The following is a 20,407-nucleotide window of genomic DNA, read 5'->3' on the forward strand; positions in this document are numbered from 1 at the left end:
TTACATTAGCAAATTAGGACATTAGCCAATTAGCACATTATCTTAACACCATTTGCCTGTCTGCATCCAGGCGAACCAGTATAAACAGCATAGTAGAGAATGAGATCAGCGAGGTGCCCCCATAACTAATAAATGGTAACGGTATACCAATCACCGGCGCCAAACCAATGGTCATACAAATATTGATAGCAATATGAAAGAAGAAAACAGAGGCTACTCCATATGCATAACACCGGCTGAATACACTTCGCTGTCGCTCGGCAATATTTACCATGCGTAATAATAAAAAGACATAAATACCCAGCACGGCCAAACAACCTAAAAAGCCAAAGCCTTCGCCAATTGTACAGAAAATAAAATCGGTACTTTGTTCCGGAACGAAGTCGAACCGGGTTTGTGTGCCTTTCAAAAAGCCACGCCCGGCAAAGCCACCACTACCAATGGCAATTTTACTTTGCCGTACGTTATAGTCGGTATCTTTTTTAGCGACCGGTTCAAATCCTTCTACCGTATTTGAATTGGCATACGGGTTCTCACGACCAATAAGTGAGAAGACACGTTCTACCTGGTGCTTCTGTAACACTTTGGTAAATATAAAGGGAACGGCCAGCCATATTACGGCCACGCAAACGACCCATGTCAGCGCAACAATGATTATCAATTCGCGTCGCCGCCGCGTAAATCGCCAGCCAAAATAAATGGCCAGTAAAGCAATGCAGGTTAATATAATTACCAATACCGTCCTTTCAACAAGCAGCGTAGCTACCACCAACACGGCCAGTGAAAAACCAATGACCAGGTAACCGGCAGGTAACCCTTCGCGAAACATTACCAGGAAGAAAGCCAGGAATACGAGGGCTAACCCGGTTTCCGCTTGTGCAATGGTAATGAGGGCCGGTAAGAAAACAATACCCGCTGCCATCAATTGCGAACTCGTTTTACTGAAATCAGTATCTACGCGCGACAGGTATTTCGCGAGCGCCAGGCACACAAACACTTTACACAGCTCGGCTGGTTGCAAATTAAAACCACCCAACTTGATGATGGATTCGGTTCCTTTTACATTGGTATGAAACGGAAATACCAGCAGCAATAGCAGAATACCGAACGCATACCAGATATTGGCGGTGGCAGTAAAGAATTTACTATCGGTGAGCAGTATGAATAAACCGATCAATAACGACGCGGCAAAAAAGATCAACTGCTTGCTGTAATTTGTTTTAAAGTTCAGGAAACTGCGCAGTACATCATCTCCTTCGTGATAGGTTACTGAAAATATACTCATTAACCCGATCGCAACCAGGAGTAAATAAAGCCAGATCAGGGTTGAATCAACCCCTTTCGAGATGGTAGGATTACGCTGGTTGTTCATGGATGTCTTTTATCGGTCGTTGATCGTTTTGCATATAAATTCTGGTTGATCATCTGATCCTTTGCCGGTTTCACCACTACAGGCGCCGGCACCTGATTTCCTTTTTTAACACTATGATGCCGTGGCAAATACTTTCTAATGTAGTTGCTATCCTTGGTAAGTTCAAACCATTTATAGGCCCGTACGGAATCAGTTTTAAATTGTAATCGTTCAAAATAATCAGGAATGATATTGGCCTCCGAAATCCGCTTTACTTCAGCCACCCTTTCTGACCGAAGAGAATCGGTGAGGTATTTTTCTACCATCAATGACCCGATCGGCGCTGCCCAGGTAGCGCCATAACCGGCGTTCTGCACCACTACGGCTACACAGATCTTTGGATCTTCGCGTGGCGCAAAACAAACGAACATCGAGTTATCCTTCAACTGGATCACTTTGCCATCGAGCACGGTCTTATTCTCAGCAGTACCGGTTTTTGCACAAATATTAATTCCTGGTATCTGGGCAACCCGCGCCGTACCATGGTCTACCACATCCTGCATACCTTGCTGTACAATATCGTATACATCCTTCGGAATGTGGGTCAATACTTCATGCTTCTGCCGGTATTTTCTCAGCACCGTATCCTTTTCTGTTTCGTTCTCGAAATTCTTTACAAAATGGGGAATATAATAATATCCTTTATTGGCAATAATGGCCATGGAGTTGGCCATCTGCAAAGGTGTAATGGTTAATTTATCCTGGCCTATACCAATGGTAACCATGGTACAGGAGTTCCACGACCGGCGGTACTCTTTATCATATTGTGTGGTGTCGGGCACATTGGCGCCGATCTCACTCGGCAGATCTACTCCAATGCGGTGGCCCAAACCGAACCGGTGCATATATTCTGTCCACTTTACCAAACCTGCACGGGAGCTATGGTAAGCCGGGTTATCGATCGTTTTCCTGAAAACATCCGAAAAGAAGGAGTTGCACGACCAGGCAATTGATAAACGCAGGTTGGCCGAGTGTCCCTGCCAATGCTCGGTACAACGTACTACCCGGTTACAACCATAATATGCGCCTGTACAACCTATACCATTGGCAGGCGTAATAACGCCTTCATCCAGCGCAATCAATGCGCCCAGTGGCTTATAGGTAGAACCCGGCGGATAGAACCCTTGTATGGCACGATTCAGAAGAGGCGCTCTTACATCGAGCACCATGCGGCCATAGTTCTTTTGTTTATTGGGACCTGTTAATGAGTTGGGATCGTAATTAGGGCCCGATGCCATAGCCAGAATGCCACCGGTTTTTGGATCAAGCGCTACCACTGCTCCCAGTTTACCCGCTATTAATTTTTCAGCCAGTTGCTGCAATTCAATATCAATATAAGTATGCAGGTTACGGCCACGAATAGCGGACGTATCGTAACGGCCTTTTTCATAATTACCAACCAACCGGTTTTTATTATCTTTCAGCAGGAACTCAACCCCGCGCTGACCCATCAGCACTTTTTCATAATAAGCTTCCAATCCATTGCGGCCCACATAGTCGCCCATATGGTAAAACCCGTTGGAGCGTTTAATGATATTGGAGTCTGCCTCCCCGATATAACCCATAATATGCGCGGCGGCATTGAAGGGATATACGCGTACCGGACGTTCTACCAACGCAAAACCGGGGAACTTGTAAATATTTTCATCCAACCGGGCCTGTAATTGTGGCTCCAGCAAGTCTTCAAATATAGAGGGACGGTAAGGCCCGTTTTTTAAACGCGCCTCGATAATACGTTTTTTATATTCGGCGGTATCGATGCCCAGAATTTCACAAAGGCCAAATGTATCGGTCTTCCTGGCTTCATTGGGCACCACCACCAGGTCGTACATGATGGTGTTATTTAAGATAGGCCGGTTCTTGCGATCGTATATGATACCCCTGTCAGGATATTTAACCTTGGCAAACACCGCATTATTCATGGCCAATTGTTTGTATTTGCCTTGAATAACCTGAAGATTAAATAACTGAACTATTATAATGAGGAAGAGGCCAAGGAATATCAGGCGTATTATATTACTTCTTGACTGGTTAAATACAGACATAGGACTTAAAGTACGTTACTGCACTAATTACCAAAGAAAAATTGATTAATTTATTGTAAGCGAAGTTAAATCTTTTTTGATCTTCGATCATTGACAAACGGCGGCCAGGGCGCTTTTACTGTTTCCCCCGGCTTTCACATTGTTCTCATTCCTATAGTGTTCTTCCTTTCTCCTCTGTTCCCTTCCTCACTTCTCATTCTTCATTTCTCATTTCTAATTTCCTACGCCGTATTGGTCCTGAACTTCTCTTTTCTGAAGAACAATAGCTCGGTAATGAGTATTAACATCAAACTGATACCTGAAGTTGCCACCACTTTTCCAAGGAAGAAAAGAAATGATCCGAATTGCAGCCATTCAAGCAATACTAAATAGGTATGATGCAGTAACGTTAGCACTACCACATACACTGCATAAGGGGCCCATCCCATACTAACCGGAGATGGAGATTTATAGTTTTGTTCAGCGCCTTCCTGGGGGATCAGGATGTTCACCACAAAGCCCCGCAGGTAAGCGATCAGCACACAGGCAGCCGCATGCAAGCCTGGCGTTTGTGTAAAATAATCCAGTGTAAGACCAAACAAAAAGCTAACCAGCATCAGGCTCATTCTACCCATGCTAAAAGGCAACCAAAGCACATACAGGTAATATATATACGGCACTACAAACTGGTGCAGCGGACGTATCTCGAACAATACATAACGCTGTACCAGAATAAACAACACAAACCGAATCGTATTACGAACCAGATCACTCATTGGTTTATTTTATTGGTTTCTTCTTCCAGTTTGGCCTGTTCGTCTTTCTGCAGATTTTCAACAACGGTTACAAATTGCACATTAAAAAAGTTAGTAGCCGGCTTTAACCGTATTACGTAAAAACTGCTTGTTTTGTCGTCAACTATATCCATTACAGTGCCAATCAATATTCCCTGCGGAAAACGGTAAGAGGCATACTGGCTGGTTACTACCGAATCGCCTTTGGCCACCTGGGCGCTCTTAGGTACGTTCTTCATGGTAATGTATAGCGGACTGCTGCCATCCCAAAAAACATAGCCGGTTTCGCCGGTTTTTTTAAGACTCGCATACACTTTCGACTGGCGATGTAACAGGCTCATTACCACTGCATAATTATTGCTTGTGTTAATAACTACCCCTACTACGCCTGTGGGGCTGATGACCCCCATATTTTTATGTACGCCCTGGTTTTCACCCCGGGCGATGGTAAGCGTATTATTAGGTAAACTAACCGTGTTGTTAACCACTTTGGCGGTACGGTACAGGTATTTGCGATAATGCCCCAGCGTGTCATAAGGGAGGGAATCCTGAACCAGTTTTTGGGCTGTATCGGGGCGTTCGAAATTGGTAAGCAACTTGTTACGCAATTCCTCGTTTTCTTTGGCCAGGTCGTCGTTGGTTTTTTTAAGGTGGAAATAGTAGGTTACGTTGTTGTATTTGCCACCTATGTTGCCTGTTAATTCATTGGCTACGCCTGAAAAAACAGCTTCATGGAACTTATTATAGTGAAAAAGGATGTACAGGGCCGCAACCTGCAGCACCACGAAGAATACAAAATTGAAGTACCTCCTGATGAAGAGAAAAATATTACGCACCTGCAGAAAATTTTGAAAAATTACTAATTCCGGCCCTCTTACTACAAAGTCAATACCAATATTGCGCTACATTAACGCATCACAAACGGATAGCGGTCATAATTTTTCAATGCCAGGCCGGTTCCGCGTACAACACTCTTTAACGGATCATCAGCCACATGTACAGGTAATTTAATTTTTTGACTTAAGCGTTTATCCAATCCGCGAAGCAGGGCTCCACCGCCGGTAAGGTATAAACCGCGTCTGTAAATATCGGCAGCCAATTCGGGCGGGGTCATTTCAAGCGCTTTTAAAATGGCTTCTTCTATTTTAAAAATACTTTTATCGAGCGCTTCGGCAATTTCCTGGTAGCTAACCATAATCTGTTTAGGAATACCGGTTACCAGGTCACGACCATTAACAGGGATATCATCGGGTGGGTTATCCAGGTCTTTCATCGCCGCACCAATGTTTATTTTGATCTGCTCGGCTGTGCGTTCACCGATCAGCAAGCTATGATAACGGCGCAGGGCTTCCATAATATCGGCCGTAAATTCATCCCCGGCAATACGGATACTTTGGTCACAAACAATACCTGCAAGGGCAATAACGGTAATACCCGTTGTACCACCGCCAATATCGATGATCATGTTACCAACCGGTTCTTCTACATCAATGCCAATACCCAGGGCAGCAGCCATGGGTTCATGCAACAGGTAAACTTCTTTGGCGCCTGCCTGCTCGGCACTGTCACGTACCGCTCTTTTTTCTACCTCGGTGATGCTCGACGGAATACAGATCATCATCCGCCAGCTTGGGGGAAACAAAGGCTTTTTGGGATAGATCATTTTGATCATTTCCCTGATCATTAATTCAGCCGCGTTAAAGTCGGCAATTACACCGTCTTTCAACGGGCGAACAGTGCGGATGCTTTCATGGGTTTTTTCATGCATCATCAACGCCCGTTTCCCTACTGCAAGAACCGTTTTGGGGTTATTTCGGTCCAGCGCAACAATACTCGGTTCATTCACCACTACTTCGTCATTATGTATGATTAGGGTATTGGCAGTGCCCAGATCGATGGCAATCTCCTGGGTGAAAAAGTTGAATAAGCCCATTTAGAAGGTCAGATTTTGGATTGAATGTAATGCATGCAAAATTGAAGCAAATAATTCGAATTAACAAAGCACAACCTTTACAGGATCAAGTATTTTTTTTCTGGTACAAAATTCGCTTATCGTTGCTGCTGCTTACCGCTACAATTCCCGTGCGGAAGGCCGTGTATTGCTATTCTGGATTATATCTTATCCTACGTGTTAATCGCTTTTCTGAAGCACTTAAACGGTGGAAAAGTTATTTAACTAACGTTATACTGAAACGTTAATTGTAGCTTATTGTTTAAATTGTTTTACACCCTGCTTTTCATACAAGTTGAAGCCTCCATTTCCCGGGAAACTACGTTATGCGTAAATTACCCGAACAATGTGGATTGTTCGATGGCTTTATGGCTTGATGGTTATGCATCCGCAATGCAGTCGTACTGTACATTATGCCGGCCCAGCCATCTAACCATTTAACAATAAAACCATCTAACCGTTCATGCGTATAATTACCCGAACTGTGTGGATTTTGTCATTGGTAAGCCTTTTTGCCGATGTTGCCAGTGAAATGCTATACCCCATAATTCCACTGTATTTGCAGCAAATAGGGTTTAGTGTGGCATGGATCGGCTTACTGGAAGGTGTGGCCGGTTTTACTGCCGGTATCAGTAAAGGTTATTTCGGAAAGCTTAGTGATGAAAAAGGACTGCGTCTGCCGTTTGTAAAAACAGGTTATTTTTTCAGCGCGCTTTCCAAGCCAATGCTGGCGGTTGCTACCTTCAAAATGTGGATATTTTTTGCCCGCACCCTCGACCGGCTGGGCAAAGGCATACGAACTGCCGCCCGCGATGCGTTGCTTTCGAAAGAAGCTACCCGCCAAACCAAGGCACGGATCTTTGGTTTTCATCGCAGCATGGATACCCTGGGCGCCGTATTGGGTCCCATAATTGCCCTTACCTGGTTGTTTTATAATCCCGGTGGATATGCCAGCATCTTTTACCTGGCCTTTATTCCCGGCTTACTTTCTGTGGTTCTGATCTTTTTGTTGAAAGAACAAAAACAACCCGCAAGCACATTGACAGCAGGCAATTTCTTTTCTTTCTTTTCATACTGGAAAATTGCCACGCCCGCCTATAAACGATTGGTGATCGGGTTAACGCTTTTTGCTATTGCCAACAGCTCTGATGTATTCCTGCTTTTAAAAGCAAAACAAATTGGGCAGAACGATAACACCGCCATTATTGCGTATATCCTGTACAATATAGTATACGCCGTAAGCGCTTATCCCATGGGCATTGTAGCCGATAAAACAGGAAAGAAAAAAGTGTACCTCTTCGGGTTAATGCTGTTTGCCGTAGTGTATGGCGGGTTTGCTTTTGCTACTTCCTCCCTTGCGGTGTACGTGCTGTTCTTTGTTTACGGTATATATGCCGCCACCACCGAAGGCATTGCCAAAGCCTGGATAACGAACATGGCGCACGATCAAAATACCGCCACTGCCATAGGTTTTTATACTTCTATGGAAAGCGTGAGCAGCCTGCTGGCCAGCATAATTGCCGGGGTTTTATGGAGTGGTGCGGGGAGCGGGTATGTGTTCTTTTTTTCGACGGCACTGGCTTTTGTTGTGATACTTTACCTGTGGAAAACAAAAGAGGTTTGAAATGGCACCAGTTACCGGTTTCCGGCTACCAGTCCCGGTAACTGGTACCTGGTAACGGTAACTATCTTATCCTACAAACCCCAGCCGCTTCTCCATCTCCGGACTTAATACCGGTAACTTTCTTCTTTCAATCAGAAAGCTGGTAAGGCGTGCTATTTCAACGAAAATATAGTGTTTGTCCAAAGCGCCTTTCAGGTAATCGCGGCCAGTGCTGCCACCGGTTCCAATGCGGGTGCCGATCATCCGGTGCACCATGCTCATATGCCGGTACCGCCAGGTGCTCAGTTGTTCATCTATTTCAAGCAAACTGTTCAATAACTGGAAGGGTAACTGCAGAATGGGATACCCACGGTATAACATAATGAACAGGGCTGCCCTGCAGGCACGTGGCGATAGTTGCCGGGCCTCTCCCTGGCCCTCCCGACTCGCCAGGACAAGCTCTCCGGTGGAGAAGGGCCCATCTGAAAATACCTGATCGAAGTATTGCAGGTTGTTTTGTTCCGCTTCGGCCAAACCGGCGGAATATATATGTCGGTAGTCGGTCCAAAAGGGACCATTTTTCATCGCAGCGGCTGCTGCAGGTGTGCCAGCGACTGATTTATAGTTCTTCCAATTCTCCGCCTCCTCAAAAAACGGCATCCTTTCGAGCCAGGCGTTAAGCAGTTCTATGAATGACTTTTCTGATTCAACCTTCCGGATAATATCAATTTGCTCCTGCCGTAACTGTGAAATGTAGTATTCCTGCCCGTGGCGCTGCTGGTATTTCAGGCCCAGCTTGGCTTCTACCAGTTTAAACTGCCAGCTTTGAAACCCGGAAGCGGGGCGCAACATATCCCGGAAGTCGAGAAAGTCCATCGGCGTCATGGTTTCCATAATATCTATCTGGTGCACCAGCACCTTTAAAATGGTTACCATGCGGTTCAACCGGTGAACCACGGTTTGCAGTTCGGGCGAATTATCGTTCACGGCAGGCTTTTGCATGATCGCCGCCACAGAATCTATTTCATATAGCAATTGCTTAAACCAAAGCTCGTACGCCTGATGAATAACGATGAACAACATTTCATCATGAGCATGTTGTTTCAGCAGGTCGCTTTCCAAAGTTTGAGCATCCAGTATTTTCTCTAACTGTAAATAATCGCTGTAGTGTACTTGTTTTTGTTGCATGCAAAAAGTTCTAAGTTCTTAGTTCTTAGTTTTCGAGAGCCGGATCTTTGTTTTCCCTCGTTGCCTTTATGCCTCGTTGCCTTGTTGCCTCTGCTACTCAAATTCAAACCCGATATCCTGGCGGTAATACATACCGTCGAATGAAATTTGCTGCAATACTTCTTTCGATTTCATCACCGCCGAGCTTACCGTTTTACCATAAGAAGTTACCGTAAGCACGCGACCGCCGCTGGTTACCACATCCCCGTCTTTTTGCGCAGTACCGGCGTGAAAAACCAGGCTGTCGGCCGGTACAGGTTTATTCAACCCATCAATAACAAACCCTTTTTCGTATGAACCGGGGTAACCGCCGCTCACCGCCATTACGGTACAGGCATACCGGCTATCCTGTTCAATTTTTATGTCGTTAAGCTTGCCATTCTCAGTTGCCATGAATAGATCAACCAGATCGGTTTTCAGGCGTGGCATCACCACTTCGGTCTCAGGATCGCCCATTCGGCAATTGTATTCAATAACATACGGCTCATCACCCACTTTGATCAAACCAAAGAATACAAATCCTTTATAATCGATCGCTTCTTCCTGCAACCCCTGAACAGTAGGCTTTACTACTTTGTCAACTACCTTTTTCATGAATTCGGCATCGGCAAATGGCACCGGGCTAACCGCACCCATACCACCGGTATTTAATCCGGTATCGCCCATTCCAATTCGTTTGTAATCTTTGGCTTCGGGCAACAGCACATAGTCTTTACCATCGGTGAGCGCAAAAACACTGAGCTCAATGCCGCTTAAAAATTCTTCCACCACCACTTTCTTGCTGGCATCGCCAAACTTGCTGTGGTGCAGCATCAGTTCGTATTCGGCAACCGCCTCAACATGCGATTGGCAGATCAACACGCCCTTACCCGCTGCCAGTCCATCGGCTTTCAGTACAATGGGTAATGCATGTTGCTGCAAATAAGGTATGCCTTCTTCGTAATTCGACTCATCGAACTCGCGGTAAGCGGCTGTGGGTATGCCGTGACGGATCATGAATTTTTTTGCAAAGGCCTTGCTGCCTTCCAATTGGGCGCCATATTGCGAAGGGCCTATTACGGCTCTGGACTTCAGTTGTTCATCCTTTCTAAAGAAATCGGTGATCCCTTTTACCAGCGGTTCTTCGGGTCCCACAACTACCAGGGTGATTCCTTTTTCGAGTACAAATTGTTTGATGGCGCCAAAATCAGTGATCGAAAGATTAACATTGGTGCCATACTGCGAGGTTCCGGCATTGCCGGGCGCAATAAATAACTGATCGCATTGTTTGCTTTGCGCAAGTTTCCAAGCCAGGGCATGTTCCCGGCCGCCAGAGCCTAAGAGTAAAATATTCATGGTAAATAGTGAAGTAGTTTTGCCGCGGCGAATTTCGGCATTCGACAGGGATTTGTAAATTTTAATTCTTCGCATGCCTGAAACCGGCGGCCTTCCTCCTTTCTGCTGCAATCGGCTGGCATAAAAACATAAAGTAATGCGTTAGACAAACACAGTTAACAAAAAGCTAAAATTGACTAACCACCTGAACAAACTCTTGTTAGTCATTTGGAATTAATCGGTATTTTGGGCCGCTAAATACTGCGCTAAAAGATTGCTCGATTAAACAAAAACAAACATGAAAATGTATGGCTCAAACTGCTACAATTAACCCCGATGTAAACGTTAATGAAGTACAGGCACCTTCAAAAGGGCATCCCAAAGGCCTGGGAGTGCTGTTCGCTACCGAAATGTGGGAACGGTTCAACTTTTATGGTATGCGCGCCCTTCTTACCTTGTTCATGGTAAATGCTTTGGCATTCAGTGAAGCAGAATCTTCAGTTATATATGGTGGATTTCTGGGACTTTGCTACTTAACCCCCATGCTCGGCGGCTTTATAGCCGACCGGTTTCTTGGCAACAGGAATTGTATTATTCTGGGCGGGGCTACCATGGCTTTGGGACAGGTATTAATGTTTGCCAGCGCCACCGTATATGCATCTAATGTTGAAACTGCCCGTACAATAATGTGGATTGCACTGGCTATACTTATCATTGGAAATGGTTTTTTCAAGCCCAATATTTCTTCGATGGTAGGGCAGTTATATCCAAAAGGTGATAACCGCCTTGATTCTGCTTTTACCATATTTTATATGGGTATTAACCTGGGCGCATTTCTGGGTATCACTATATGTCCCATCCTGGGCGATGTAAAAGTGGGAGAAGTTCGTGATGTCACTGCCTTTAAATGGGGGTTCATGGCTGCGGGCATTGCCATGGCGTTGGGTACCATCCTTTTCTATTTTCTCAAAAACAAATATGTTGTTTCGCCCGATGGCAAGGCTGTAGGCGCTAAACCTACCTTCCATGCCACGCAAAATGATCTGGGCGAATCAACAAAAGCAAAGTTTAGTCAAAAAGCCGTAATGCTTTCGGTTGTAGCGCTGGTTGCGCTGGTTTGCCTCTTCAGATTTGTTGTAGGATTGAACTGGATCTATTCCTTTATATATTCATCAGGGTTAGCGTTGGCAGGTTTAATTTTAACAGATGCCACACTTACCAAAAAAGAACGCGACCGCATTATTGTTATGTATTTCGTAGCGTTCTTTGTGATCTTCTTCTGGGCTTGTTTTGAACAGGCAGCTTCCTCGCTCACCTTTATTGCCGATTACCAAACCGACCGCCGGTTATTTGGCTGGGATATGCCGCCCAGTCTGGTACAAAATGCAAATTCATTGTTCATTATAGTTTTTGCCCTTCCTTTTAGCATATTATGGCTTTGGCTATCGAAAAGAAGAATGGAACCAATTTCGCCGGTTAAACAGGCAATTGGTTTGTGGTTACTGGCATTCGGTTTCCTCATCATCGCCTTCCAGGTTAAGAATATTGGCGTTTCGGGCAAGATCGGCGTAATATGGTTAATTGTAATGTATCTGTTCCACACGCTGGGCGAATTATGTCTTTCACCCATCGGATTGTCGCTGGTAGCCAAACTGGCGCCTGTACGCTTTTCATCACTGTTAATGGGTGTTTGGTTTCTGGCCAATGCGGCAGGTTATGCCCTGGCAGGCACCCTGGGAGCTTTATTACCCCCAACCGGCGACAAGTTTAAAAAAGCTGCTGACGCTGGTATCGACCTGCAGGCGGTCCTAGATAAGCAGGGAATTATCACCGATGCCACCATTGCGAAATTAAATGAACTGAAAATACCTACTACCTATCCCACTTTTGCAGGCTTCACCATTCATAACCTGTTTGAGTTCTTTATGGTGTTTGTGATATTGCCTGGTTCAGCCGGCTTGTTATTATTTCTGTTCTCGGGCTTGTTGAAAAAGTGGATGCATGGAGTAAGGTAAGCTGAAGCAAATTCCAAAGCCCAAATTTCAAGATCCAAACAAATTTCAAAATACAAATCTCAAAAAAAGAGGCACCCAGGAATTATCCGGGTGCCTCTTTTGTATTTAAGTTTTTGTATTTATCTGGAACCTGGTATTTGGTGCTTTCTCTGGATCTTGCTATTTGAAATTTAGTGCTTTCTTAATTCATCTTGAACGGAACGATCATCTCAAACACCGGAATATTTACATCGAAGGAAGTCTTGTTGAACAGGTTCTCCATGAGGTAGGTGCCATGCATTTTGCCCATTTCGCTACGCAGGTTACAGCCGCTTACATACTGGTACCGCTCGCCGGGTTGCAGGGTTGGCTGAACGCCTACCACCCCCTCGCCTTCTACCTCGCGATTGGTGCCGTTGCTGTCAATTATATACCAGTGCCGGCGATGTAGTTTAACAGGAAAGTTGTTGTGATTTTCAATGGTGATCCGGTAGGCAAACATATATTCGCCCGATACAGGGTTGGAATAATCGGGCTGATAGAACGTTTCGACACTTATTTCAATGCCTTCGGAAATCTTGGAGACCATTACACAAACAGTTTGGAATTTAAAGATAATCAAAAATAAAAGCCAGCCATAGCAATTATTCATGTTTTAATATGAATTGTTAAGGTGGATGGCTAATTTTGCCCGGGATTTGAATACATAGACCAATATTTAATTTACTAACCTGCGCCATTCATGATAACCCATTCATAATGAACCTGATTACTATCGTGATTGGTTGCATTGGCTTTAATTAAAAAAACAAAAACTATATACATGAAAATTGCAGTGGCCAAAGGCGACGGTATTGGACCTGAAATCATGAGTGCCGTTTTAAAAATATTTGATGCCAATAAAGTGCCCCTTGAATACGAAATGGTTGACATGGGTAAATGGGTATTCGACAAAGGTTTTTCAAATGGTATGACGCCCGAAGCCCAACAAACCATAGAACGACTGGGTGTGTTATTTAAAGGCCCCATGGAAACACCCAAAGGCAAAGGCGTAAAAAGTGTAAACGTTACTGCCCGTAAAACCTGGAACACCTATGCTAACAAACGGGTATTTCAAACCCTGCATGGCGTTGATACCGTTTTCTCAAAAGCCGGTATACCCATCGACATTACCGTAGTTCGCGAAAATATTGAAGATACCTATGGCGGTATTGAACACATGCTTACTCACGATGTAGCATTGAGCCGTCGTTTTATTACTCGTCCGGGTAGCTTACAGGTTATCCGCTATGCGTTTGAAATGGCACGTCAAAAAAATGCCCGCCGCATTACCTGCAGCCACAAGGCGAACATCATGAAAATTACCGACGGGTTGTTCCTGGATTGCTTTTATGAAGTGGCAAAGGAATATCCTGAACTGAAAGCAGATGATGTGATCGTTGATGACCTGTGTATGAAACTGGTTACCCGCCCCGATACATTTGATGTGGTGGTATTAACCAATCTGCAGGGCGATATCGTATCTGATCTGTGCGCCGGACTGGTAGGTGGTTTGGGCTTTGCACCAAGCGCCAATATCGGCGACCATATTTGTATATTCGAAGCGGTGCATGGAACGGCACCTGATATTGCCGGTAAGAACATTGCCAACCCTACTGCGTTATTGTTAAGCGGGTTTGCCATGCTTCGGCACCTTGGCTTAACTGAAAATGCCGCCATTATTGAAAATGCTTTACTGTATACGTTAGAGCAGGGTGTGCACACCGGCGACTTCGGCGATAAATCAAAAGCCAGCCTGAATACCACGCAATTTGCCGATGCCATCATTGCCAATTTTGGTAAAACGCCGCAGTTAAATGCCAAAGAATTAATCCCTAATAAACCAGGCACCCCCACTCCATTGAAGCTGGAAAGAAACACCATGCTTGAATCGAAAGAAATAGAGAATGAAAAGATCATTGGCGTTGATATGTTCATTGAAAGCAATGAGCAACCAGATATCATTGCTAAAAAATGCCAGCGTCATGGTGGGGTGAAATTCAACCTTATTAACATCAGTAACCGCGGTACGCAGGTATGGCCTACCGGCTCTGTTTACACGAACCTGGTGAACCAATACAATGTTCGTTTTGAAAGCATCGATAACTATCCGCTGAACCAGCAGGATGTTATTGGCCTGTATGTTAGTTTAAGTGGAGATTTCAAGATCGCTTCGCTTGAATTGCTGAACATGTGGGGAGATAAGAAGTCGTATAGTTCTGCCGCGGGACAGTAATCAACTGACAATAGATAATTTGCAATACAAATAAGAAGATGCCACGTTAAAACAGCGTGGCATCTTCTTTTTAATATACATAATTTCAATTGTCTTATTGTCTATTGCTCCTGAGCGAAGTCGAAGGATTGCCTCACCCCGCTTTCTTACTATTCTTATATCCGTTCTTAAGAAGCCACTGCATCACCTTTTCGCGTTGATCGCCCTGGATGATTATTTCCCTATCTTTTGCCGATCCACCGGTACCGCAAGCGTTCTTTAATTTTTTTCCCAGCTCTTCCAGGTCTTCTGCAGTACCCACAAAACCAGTGATCAGTGTTACCGCTTTACCGGCGCGTTGTTTGGTATCTAACCATACCCGCAATTTTTGTTGTTCGGGCGGCATGGTTTGTACAGCATCCTGTTCTTCTTCAAATTTAAAGTTGGGATCGGTACTGTATACGAATCCCCGATTATCGGGTTTGTTTTTTTTACTCATATTCTCAAAATTTCTTTAGCAAAAAGCCGAAAGCTTCAAGCTGCTAGCGAATACATTATTGCTGGTTTCCCATTAGTACATCAGCAAATTAGCACATTAAATTATTACAGCTTTCAAACTCAAATCCAAACTCGCTGCCTGATGAATCAGCGCGCCCACACTTACGTAATCTACACCGGTTGCGGCGTATTCGGTAATATTATCCAATGTAATGCCGCCGCTGGCTTCGGTTTCAAACTGTCTGTTTATTATTTTCAATGCCTGAGAAAGCATTTCGGGAGTAAAATTATCCAACATGATCCGGTCTACTTTTCCAAAAGTCACTACCCTTTTCACATCGTCGAGGCTCCTGGTCTCTACTTCAATTTTCAATCCGGGTTTCACCTGCTGCACATAAGTATAAGCCCTGTCAATGGCTTTTTCCAAACCACCACAGTAATCAATGTGATTATCCTTCAACATGATCATATCATATAAACCCATGCGGTGATTATGTCCGCCACCAATACGAACAGCTTCTTTTTCGAGCAAACGAAAACCAGGCGTGGTTTTACGGGTATCCAGCAAACGGGTGGCGTATCCTTTTAACCGGTCGGTATATAAGCGGGTAAGCGTGGCAATACCGCTCATGCGTTGCAGGCAATTCAGCACCAGGCGCTCGCATTGCAAGATGGTATGCACCGAAGCCTCAACTTCAAAAGCATTCTCCCCCACCTGCATTTGATTGCCATCTTTTTTAAATGCAACAAAACGCGCAGACGGTTCTTTATAATTGAATATAGCTGCAGCCACCTGCATGCCGGCAATAGTACCAGCCTGCTTAATTTTTAATACGGCCTTGCCTTTTGCATCGGCAGGGATAACAGATAGAGTGGAATGATCTCCATCGCCAATATCTTCCTGCAGGGCAGATTCGATTAAATGATGAAGCTGTTCATTGAATGTGAGCATGTCACAAAGGTAACGAGAACCAATGGGCAATATGCTATTGGCAATAAGCAATTGGCAAAATCTTAAAATGGTGCCGAGTACACGAAATACGGCAATCCTTGCTTATTGTCTATTGCTTATTGCCTGTTGATTATTCCATCACTTCAAATCCCAACTCCTGAACAACCTGCTGGTCGCCTTTTTGCTTCATAAAAAATTTCGTGCGGAAGTTTCCGTTTTTGGTTTGTAGTAATCCGATGCAGAACTGGGAGCCATTTTGCTCACCTTTATGTTTTACGATGAAGTTCTTTACAGTATTGTTGGCAAAAAAGTCTTTTAAGATCATTTCAGCCTGGCTTTTGCTGTAATTATCACTTTTACCTGGTAATGAAAGGTCCACCCGACCATCAAAATACTTTGATAATTGTGTGGCATTACCGGTACGCATGGCAGCAACTACGTCATCAATAGAATAAAGGGGGGCAAATGATACCAGGACGAGCGAAACGGTTACTATCGCAAATCCCAGATACTTTTTCATAAATGCGCAATTTTTACTTTTCACCGCTAAATTCGCGAAAAATATGCCAAAGTAAGAATGCTGCCAAAAATAACATCTACAGCCGCATTGCATTACCTTTGCAGCTTTCTGTAACAAACCAAACATAATCACTTCGTTATATGCAAACTAATAAAGCTATATTAGTCATCATGGACGGTTGGGGCCTGGGAAAGGTTAAATCTTCAGATGCTATTCAAAATGCAAATACTCCCTTTGTAAGCTCATTGTATGCAAAATATCCTAATACAACTTTAACAACCTGCGGCGAATTAGTAGGGTTGCCCGATGGACAAATGGGTAATAGTGAAGTAGGCCACCTGAACCTGGGCGCCGGCCGCATTGTTTACCAGGAATTGCAACGAATTAATGTTGCTGTACGCGACGGCTCTTTCTTCAAAAATGACATATTATTAAAAGCTATCCGCTATAGCAAGGAGAATAAAAAGCCTTTACACCTCATAGGTTTGGTAAGCGATGGCGGGGTGCACTCACACACCGATCATTTAAAAGCCCTGATTACTTTATGCGCCAAAGAAGGCTTACAGGAAGTTTTTGTGCATGCCTTTACCGATGGCCGCGATACCGATCCTAAAAGCGGGCTGGGTTTTGTTACCGACTTACAACGTCACCTGAACGAAACCATTGGTAAAATTGCTTCTGTAAGTGGCCGTTATTACGCCATGGACCGCGACAAACGGTGGGAACGCGTAAAACTTGCGTACGACGCACTGGCAAATGGCATTGGCGAAAAAGCTACCGACGCGCTGGCTGCTATTGAGCAATCGTATGCCAATAATGTTACCGATGAATTTATTAAACCAACTGTTATTGTGGGCGCTGATCAAAAACCGTTGGCTACCATAAAAGACGGCGATGCCGTGATCTGTTTTAATTTCCGCACCGATCGTTGCCGGGAGATCACAGAAGTGCTTTCGCAAACCGACATGCCAGATTTTGGTATGAAAAAACTGTCGTTGAACTATACCACAATGACAGAGTATGACAAAACGTTCAAAAATGTTCATGTGGTTTTCGAAAACGACAACCTGAATAATACCCTGGGCGAAATACTCGCCAACCATGGCAAAAAACAAATTCGCATAGCCGAAACGGAAAAATACCCGCACGTATCTTTCTTTTTCAGCGGCGGTCGTGAAAAGCCATTTGAAGGAGAAAGCCGGATAATGATCCCTTCGCCCAAGGTAGCTACATACGATCTGAAACCCGAAATGAGCGCGGTTGAAGTAACAGACGCCATTATTCCTGAAATTGAAAAAGAAACCGCCGATTTCATCTGTCTGAATTATGCCAATGCCGACATGGTAGGCCACACCGGTGTTTTTTCAGCCGCCATTAAAGCCGTTGAAACGGTTGACAAGTGTGTTGAACGCGTTGTAACAGCCGCCCTGGAGCATGGCTATACGATCTTCTTAACAGCCGACCATGGTAACGCTGATTACCTGATCAATGAAGATGGTACGCCCAATACCGCGCATACACTGAACCTGGTTCCGTTATTCATTATCGATAAAAATTTTAAAGGCGCTATAAAACCTGGTAAGCTGGGCGATATTGCTCCTACCATTCTTACTATGATGCAATTGGCCATTCCGGCAGAAATGACGGGCGATGTGTTGGTGTAGTTGAGATGAGGTAGAAAGTAAGAAGAGAACTATACTTCAGAACTCATAAACGATAATTCGAAAACAGAAAAGGTGAGCTTTGCTGATAATAGTGAGCTCACCTTTTTATTATCTTCTTACATCCTACTTCCTGCTTCTCATTCTTATGTTCTCGCAGAAACAACCTATTCACAACACACTCTTGCTGACCTCTTTCTCCTCCCCCGCCACCGGTTCTGTTTGTGGAATAAAACTCCTGTTGTCTTTACTATAATCATAAGCCCAGCGGTGTACGGCTGGTATTTCACCTTCCCAATTACCATGCGGCGCAACAAGCGGCGTAGTCCATTCCAGCGTAGCAGCCTCCCACGGGTTCCTGCCCACTACTCTTCTGCCTTTGAATATGGAATAAAAGAAATTGAATACAAACAGCAACTGTATGGCAAATACAATGATCGATGCAATAGTGATAAACCTGTTTGCATTGGAGAACTGATTAAAAGATAGCCACTGACTATAATCGAGGTAACGCCGTGGCATACCTGCCAGGCCCATATAGTGCATTGGCCAGAAAATGCAATAAGCGCCCACTATTGTAATCCAGAAATGAATATAGGATAACGTGGCATTCATATGCCGGCCATACATTTTAGGGAACCAGTGGTATATGCCGGCAAACATCCCAAACATAGCGGCTACACCCATTACCAGGTGAAAGTGGGCAACAATAAAATAAGTGTCATGTAAGTGTATATCAATCGTTGAATTACCCAGCCAGATGCCGGTAAGTCCGCCGGAAATAAACATGCTTACAAACCCGATGGCAAATAACATGGCCGGCGTAAAACGGATATTTCCCCGCCACAGCGTAGCCAGCCAGTTAAATACTTTTATTGCCGAGGGAATAGCGATCAACAATGTTAACAGCACAAATACCGAACCCAGAAAGGGGTTCAGGCCCGATACAAACATATGGTGCGCCCATACGAGAAACGATAATATTGCAATGGCAAACAAAGAGCCAACCATGGCAGAATAGCCAAAAATGGGTTTGCGGGCATTGATGCTGATCACCTCTGATGCTATACCCATAGCCGGTAGAATAACAATATATACTTCGGGATGGCCTAAAAACCAGAACAGGTGCTGGTATAAAATAGCATTCCCCCCTTCGTTTGGCAACGCTTTTCCGGTGGCCGTGAGGAAGATCTCAGAAAGGTAAAAACTGGTATCCATATGCCGGTCGAAAAACAACAGTACAAACGCCGATAACAGAACCGGGAAGGCCAGCAGGCCTAATGCAGCAGTAAAGAACAATGCCCAGATGGTTAAGGGCAACCGCGTCATGGTCATTCCTTTTGTACGCAGGTTTAGTATGGTGGAAATATAATTGATGCCACCGAGCAAGGTACTTACAACAAATAAAGCAAGGGCGACAAGCCAGTAGTCCATTCCCTGGCGCGAACCGGGCATGGCGTCGCCGAGGGCGCTTAAAGGCGGGTAGGCCGTCCACCCACCGCTTGGCGGACCGGTTTGCAAAAAGAGAGAACATAACATGACGATACTGGCCGCAAAAAAGAACCAATAGGAAAGCATGTTCAGTAAAGGCGAAGCCATATCGCGGGCGCCGCATTGCAGCGGAATAAGATAATTGGCAAAAGTGCCGCTTAAGCCGGCCGTCAATACAAAAAAGATCATGATTGTGCCATGCATGGTAACCATGGCGTAATAGAATTCCGGCTGTATAACTCCGCCCTGGGCCCAGTGCCCTAACAGGGTTTCCAGGATGGGAAAACTTTCGCCGGGATACCCAAGTTGGATCCGGAACAGTACCGAAAAGGCTGCACCAATAATGGCCCACACCATCCCTGTGATCAAAAACTGCCGCGCTATCATTTTATGGTCCTGACTAAAAACATACCTGGTCCAGAATGATTGCGCCGCATGCCCCACATGGCCATCCCCATTATGTGTTGTTGCCATAAAATACGGCAGCAAAACTTACGCCACCGCCCAGCTATAACGCATATAAGCAAGCGAATACTAACGATGGTTACAACATTCATTCTTTACTCAGGTAGCACTCCTGCTTAGTGGTATTGTTGACATGGGTCATTTTAATACTGAATTATTGCCTCACCGATCAAAAAAAGAGGTACAATCACTTCTTTATGTATAATCCGGTGAAATTCATAGAAAACTGGCATTTGCCCGGTTACAGC

Annotated in this window: 16 protein-coding genes; 4 read left to right on the forward strand and 12 right to left on the reverse strand. The window is 44.7% G+C overall.

What is annotated here, in order from left to right; translation table 11 throughout:
* Window positions 1-37: 37 nt before the first annotated feature.
* The 5 genes from rodA to FAM09_RS04825 form a co-directional block, all read right to left on the reverse strand.
* Entirely contained in the window at window positions 38-1,372 is a 1,335-nt protein-coding gene (gene rodA, locus FAM09_RS04805; RefSeq protein WP_136575921.1) for a rod shape-determining protein RodA, read from the reverse strand.
* Window positions 1,369-3,456, reverse strand: coding sequence for a penicillin-binding protein 2 (mrdA, locus tag FAM09_RS04810; protein WP_136575922.1), 2,088 nt, complete (start codon window positions 3,454-3,456; stop codon window positions 1,369-1,371). Before mrdA ends, rodA begins: the two co-directional genes overlap by 4 nt.
* A 221-nt stretch (window positions 3,457-3,677) precedes the next feature.
* Complete coding sequence (locus FAM09_RS04815; protein ID WP_136575923.1) at window positions 3,678-4,211, reverse strand: rod shape-determining protein MreD; 534 nt, start codon at window positions 4,209-4,211, stop codon at window positions 3,678-3,680.
* Window positions 4,208-5,065 carry a rod shape-determining protein MreC gene (mreC, locus tag FAM09_RS04820; RefSeq protein ID WP_136575924.1) on the reverse strand — a complete coding sequence of 286 codons (858 nt, stop codon included), beginning with the start codon at window positions 5,063-5,065 and terminating at the stop codon, window positions 4,208-4,210. Before mreC ends, FAM09_RS04815 begins: the two co-directional genes overlap by 4 nt.
* Window positions 5,066-5,136: 71 nt before the next feature.
* The gene (locus FAM09_RS04825) at window positions 5,137-6,162 is read right to left on the reverse strand and encodes a rod shape-determining protein (protein ID WP_014223005.1); all 1,026 of its coding nucleotides are present in this window, start codon (window positions 6,160-6,162) and stop codon (window positions 5,137-5,139) included.
* 481 nt (window positions 6,163-6,643) lie between these two features.
* Here FAM09_RS04825 and FAM09_RS04830 point away from each other — a divergent pair, with 481 nt between their 5' ends.
* A complete protein-coding gene (locus FAM09_RS04830) occupies window positions 6,644-7,804 on the forward strand; it encodes an MFS transporter (protein WP_136575925.1) in 1,161 nt (386 codons plus the stop codon).
* A gap of 66 nt (window positions 7,805-7,870) precedes the next feature.
* Here the strand turns inward: FAM09_RS04830 and FAM09_RS04835 are convergent, their stop codons facing one another.
* Complete coding sequence (locus FAM09_RS04835) at window positions 7,871-8,971, reverse strand: tryptophan 2,3-dioxygenase family protein (protein ID WP_136575926.1); 1,101 nt, start codon at window positions 8,969-8,971, stop codon at window positions 7,871-7,873.
* A gap of 93 nt (window positions 8,972-9,064) precedes the next feature.
* The gene (gene purD / locus FAM09_RS04840; protein ID WP_136575927.1) at window positions 9,065-10,345 is read right to left on the reverse strand and encodes a phosphoribosylamine--glycine ligase; all 1,281 of its coding nucleotides are present in this window, start codon (window positions 10,343-10,345) and stop codon (window positions 9,065-9,067) included.
* A gap of 287 nt (window positions 10,346-10,632) precedes the next feature.
* Here purD and FAM09_RS04845 point away from each other — a divergent pair, with 287 nt between their 5' ends.
* Window positions 10,633-12,339, forward strand: coding sequence for a peptide MFS transporter (locus FAM09_RS04845; protein ID WP_136575928.1), 1,707 nt, complete (start codon window positions 10,633-10,635; stop codon window positions 12,337-12,339).
* A 181-nt stretch (window positions 12,340-12,520) separates the two neighbouring features.
* On the opposite strand, the gene apaG is transcribed toward FAM09_RS04845, so the two are convergent.
* On the reverse strand, window positions 12,521-12,907 hold the full coding sequence (apaG, locus tag FAM09_RS04850; RefSeq protein ID WP_136575929.1) for a Co2+/Mg2+ efflux protein ApaG: 387 nt from the start codon (window positions 12,905-12,907) through the stop codon (window positions 12,521-12,523).
* Window positions 12,908-13,141: 234 nt separating this feature from the next.
* Here apaG and FAM09_RS04855 point away from each other — a divergent pair, with 234 nt between their 5' ends.
* Window positions 13,142-14,593, forward strand: a complete 1,452-nt coding sequence (locus tag FAM09_RS04855) for an NADP-dependent isocitrate dehydrogenase (protein ID WP_136575930.1) — start codon at window positions 13,142-13,144, stop codon at window positions 14,591-14,593.
* A gap of 133 nt (window positions 14,594-14,726) precedes the next feature.
* Here FAM09_RS04855 and FAM09_RS04860 read toward each other — a convergent pair whose 3' ends face one another.
* The 3 genes from FAM09_RS04860 to FAM09_RS04870 form a co-directional block, all read right to left on the reverse strand.
* The gene (locus tag FAM09_RS04860) at window positions 14,727-15,071 is read right to left on the reverse strand and encodes a translation initiation factor (RefSeq protein WP_136575931.1); all 345 of its coding nucleotides are present in this window, start codon (window positions 15,069-15,071) and stop codon (window positions 14,727-14,729) included.
* Window positions 15,072-15,167: 96 nt separating this feature from the next.
* The gene (gene nadC / locus FAM09_RS04865) at window positions 15,168-16,022 is read right to left on the reverse strand and encodes a carboxylating nicotinate-nucleotide diphosphorylase (RefSeq protein ID WP_136575932.1); all 855 of its coding nucleotides are present in this window, start codon (window positions 16,020-16,022) and stop codon (window positions 15,168-15,170) included.
* A gap of 130 nt (window positions 16,023-16,152) precedes the next feature.
* Window positions 16,153-16,668: a DUF4783 domain-containing protein gene (locus tag FAM09_RS04870; RefSeq protein WP_136575933.1), complete on the reverse strand. Its 516-nt coding sequence runs from the start codon at window positions 16,666-16,668 to the stop codon at window positions 16,153-16,155.
* A 14-nt stretch (window positions 16,669-16,682) separates the two neighbouring features.
* On the opposite strand from FAM09_RS04870, the gene gpmI reads away from it, so the two are divergent.
* The gene (gene gpmI / locus FAM09_RS04875; RefSeq protein ID WP_136575934.1) at window positions 16,683-18,206 is read left to right on the forward strand and encodes a 2,3-bisphosphoglycerate-independent phosphoglycerate mutase; all 1,524 of its coding nucleotides are present in this window, start codon (window positions 16,683-16,685) and stop codon (window positions 18,204-18,206) included.
* A 168-nt stretch (window positions 18,207-18,374) separates the two neighbouring features.
* On the opposite strand, the gene FAM09_RS04880 is transcribed toward gpmI, so the two are convergent.
* Entirely contained in the window at window positions 18,375-20,168 is a 1,794-nt protein-coding gene (locus FAM09_RS04880) for a cytochrome c oxidase subunit I (protein WP_136575935.1), read from the reverse strand.
* Window positions 20,169-20,407: the final 239 nt, after the last annotated feature.

Origin of the sequence: Niastella caeni, assembly GCF_004834005.1 — a bacterium.
Taxonomy (GTDB): domain Bacteria; phylum Bacteroidota; class Bacteroidia; order Chitinophagales; family Chitinophagaceae; genus Niastella; species Niastella caeni.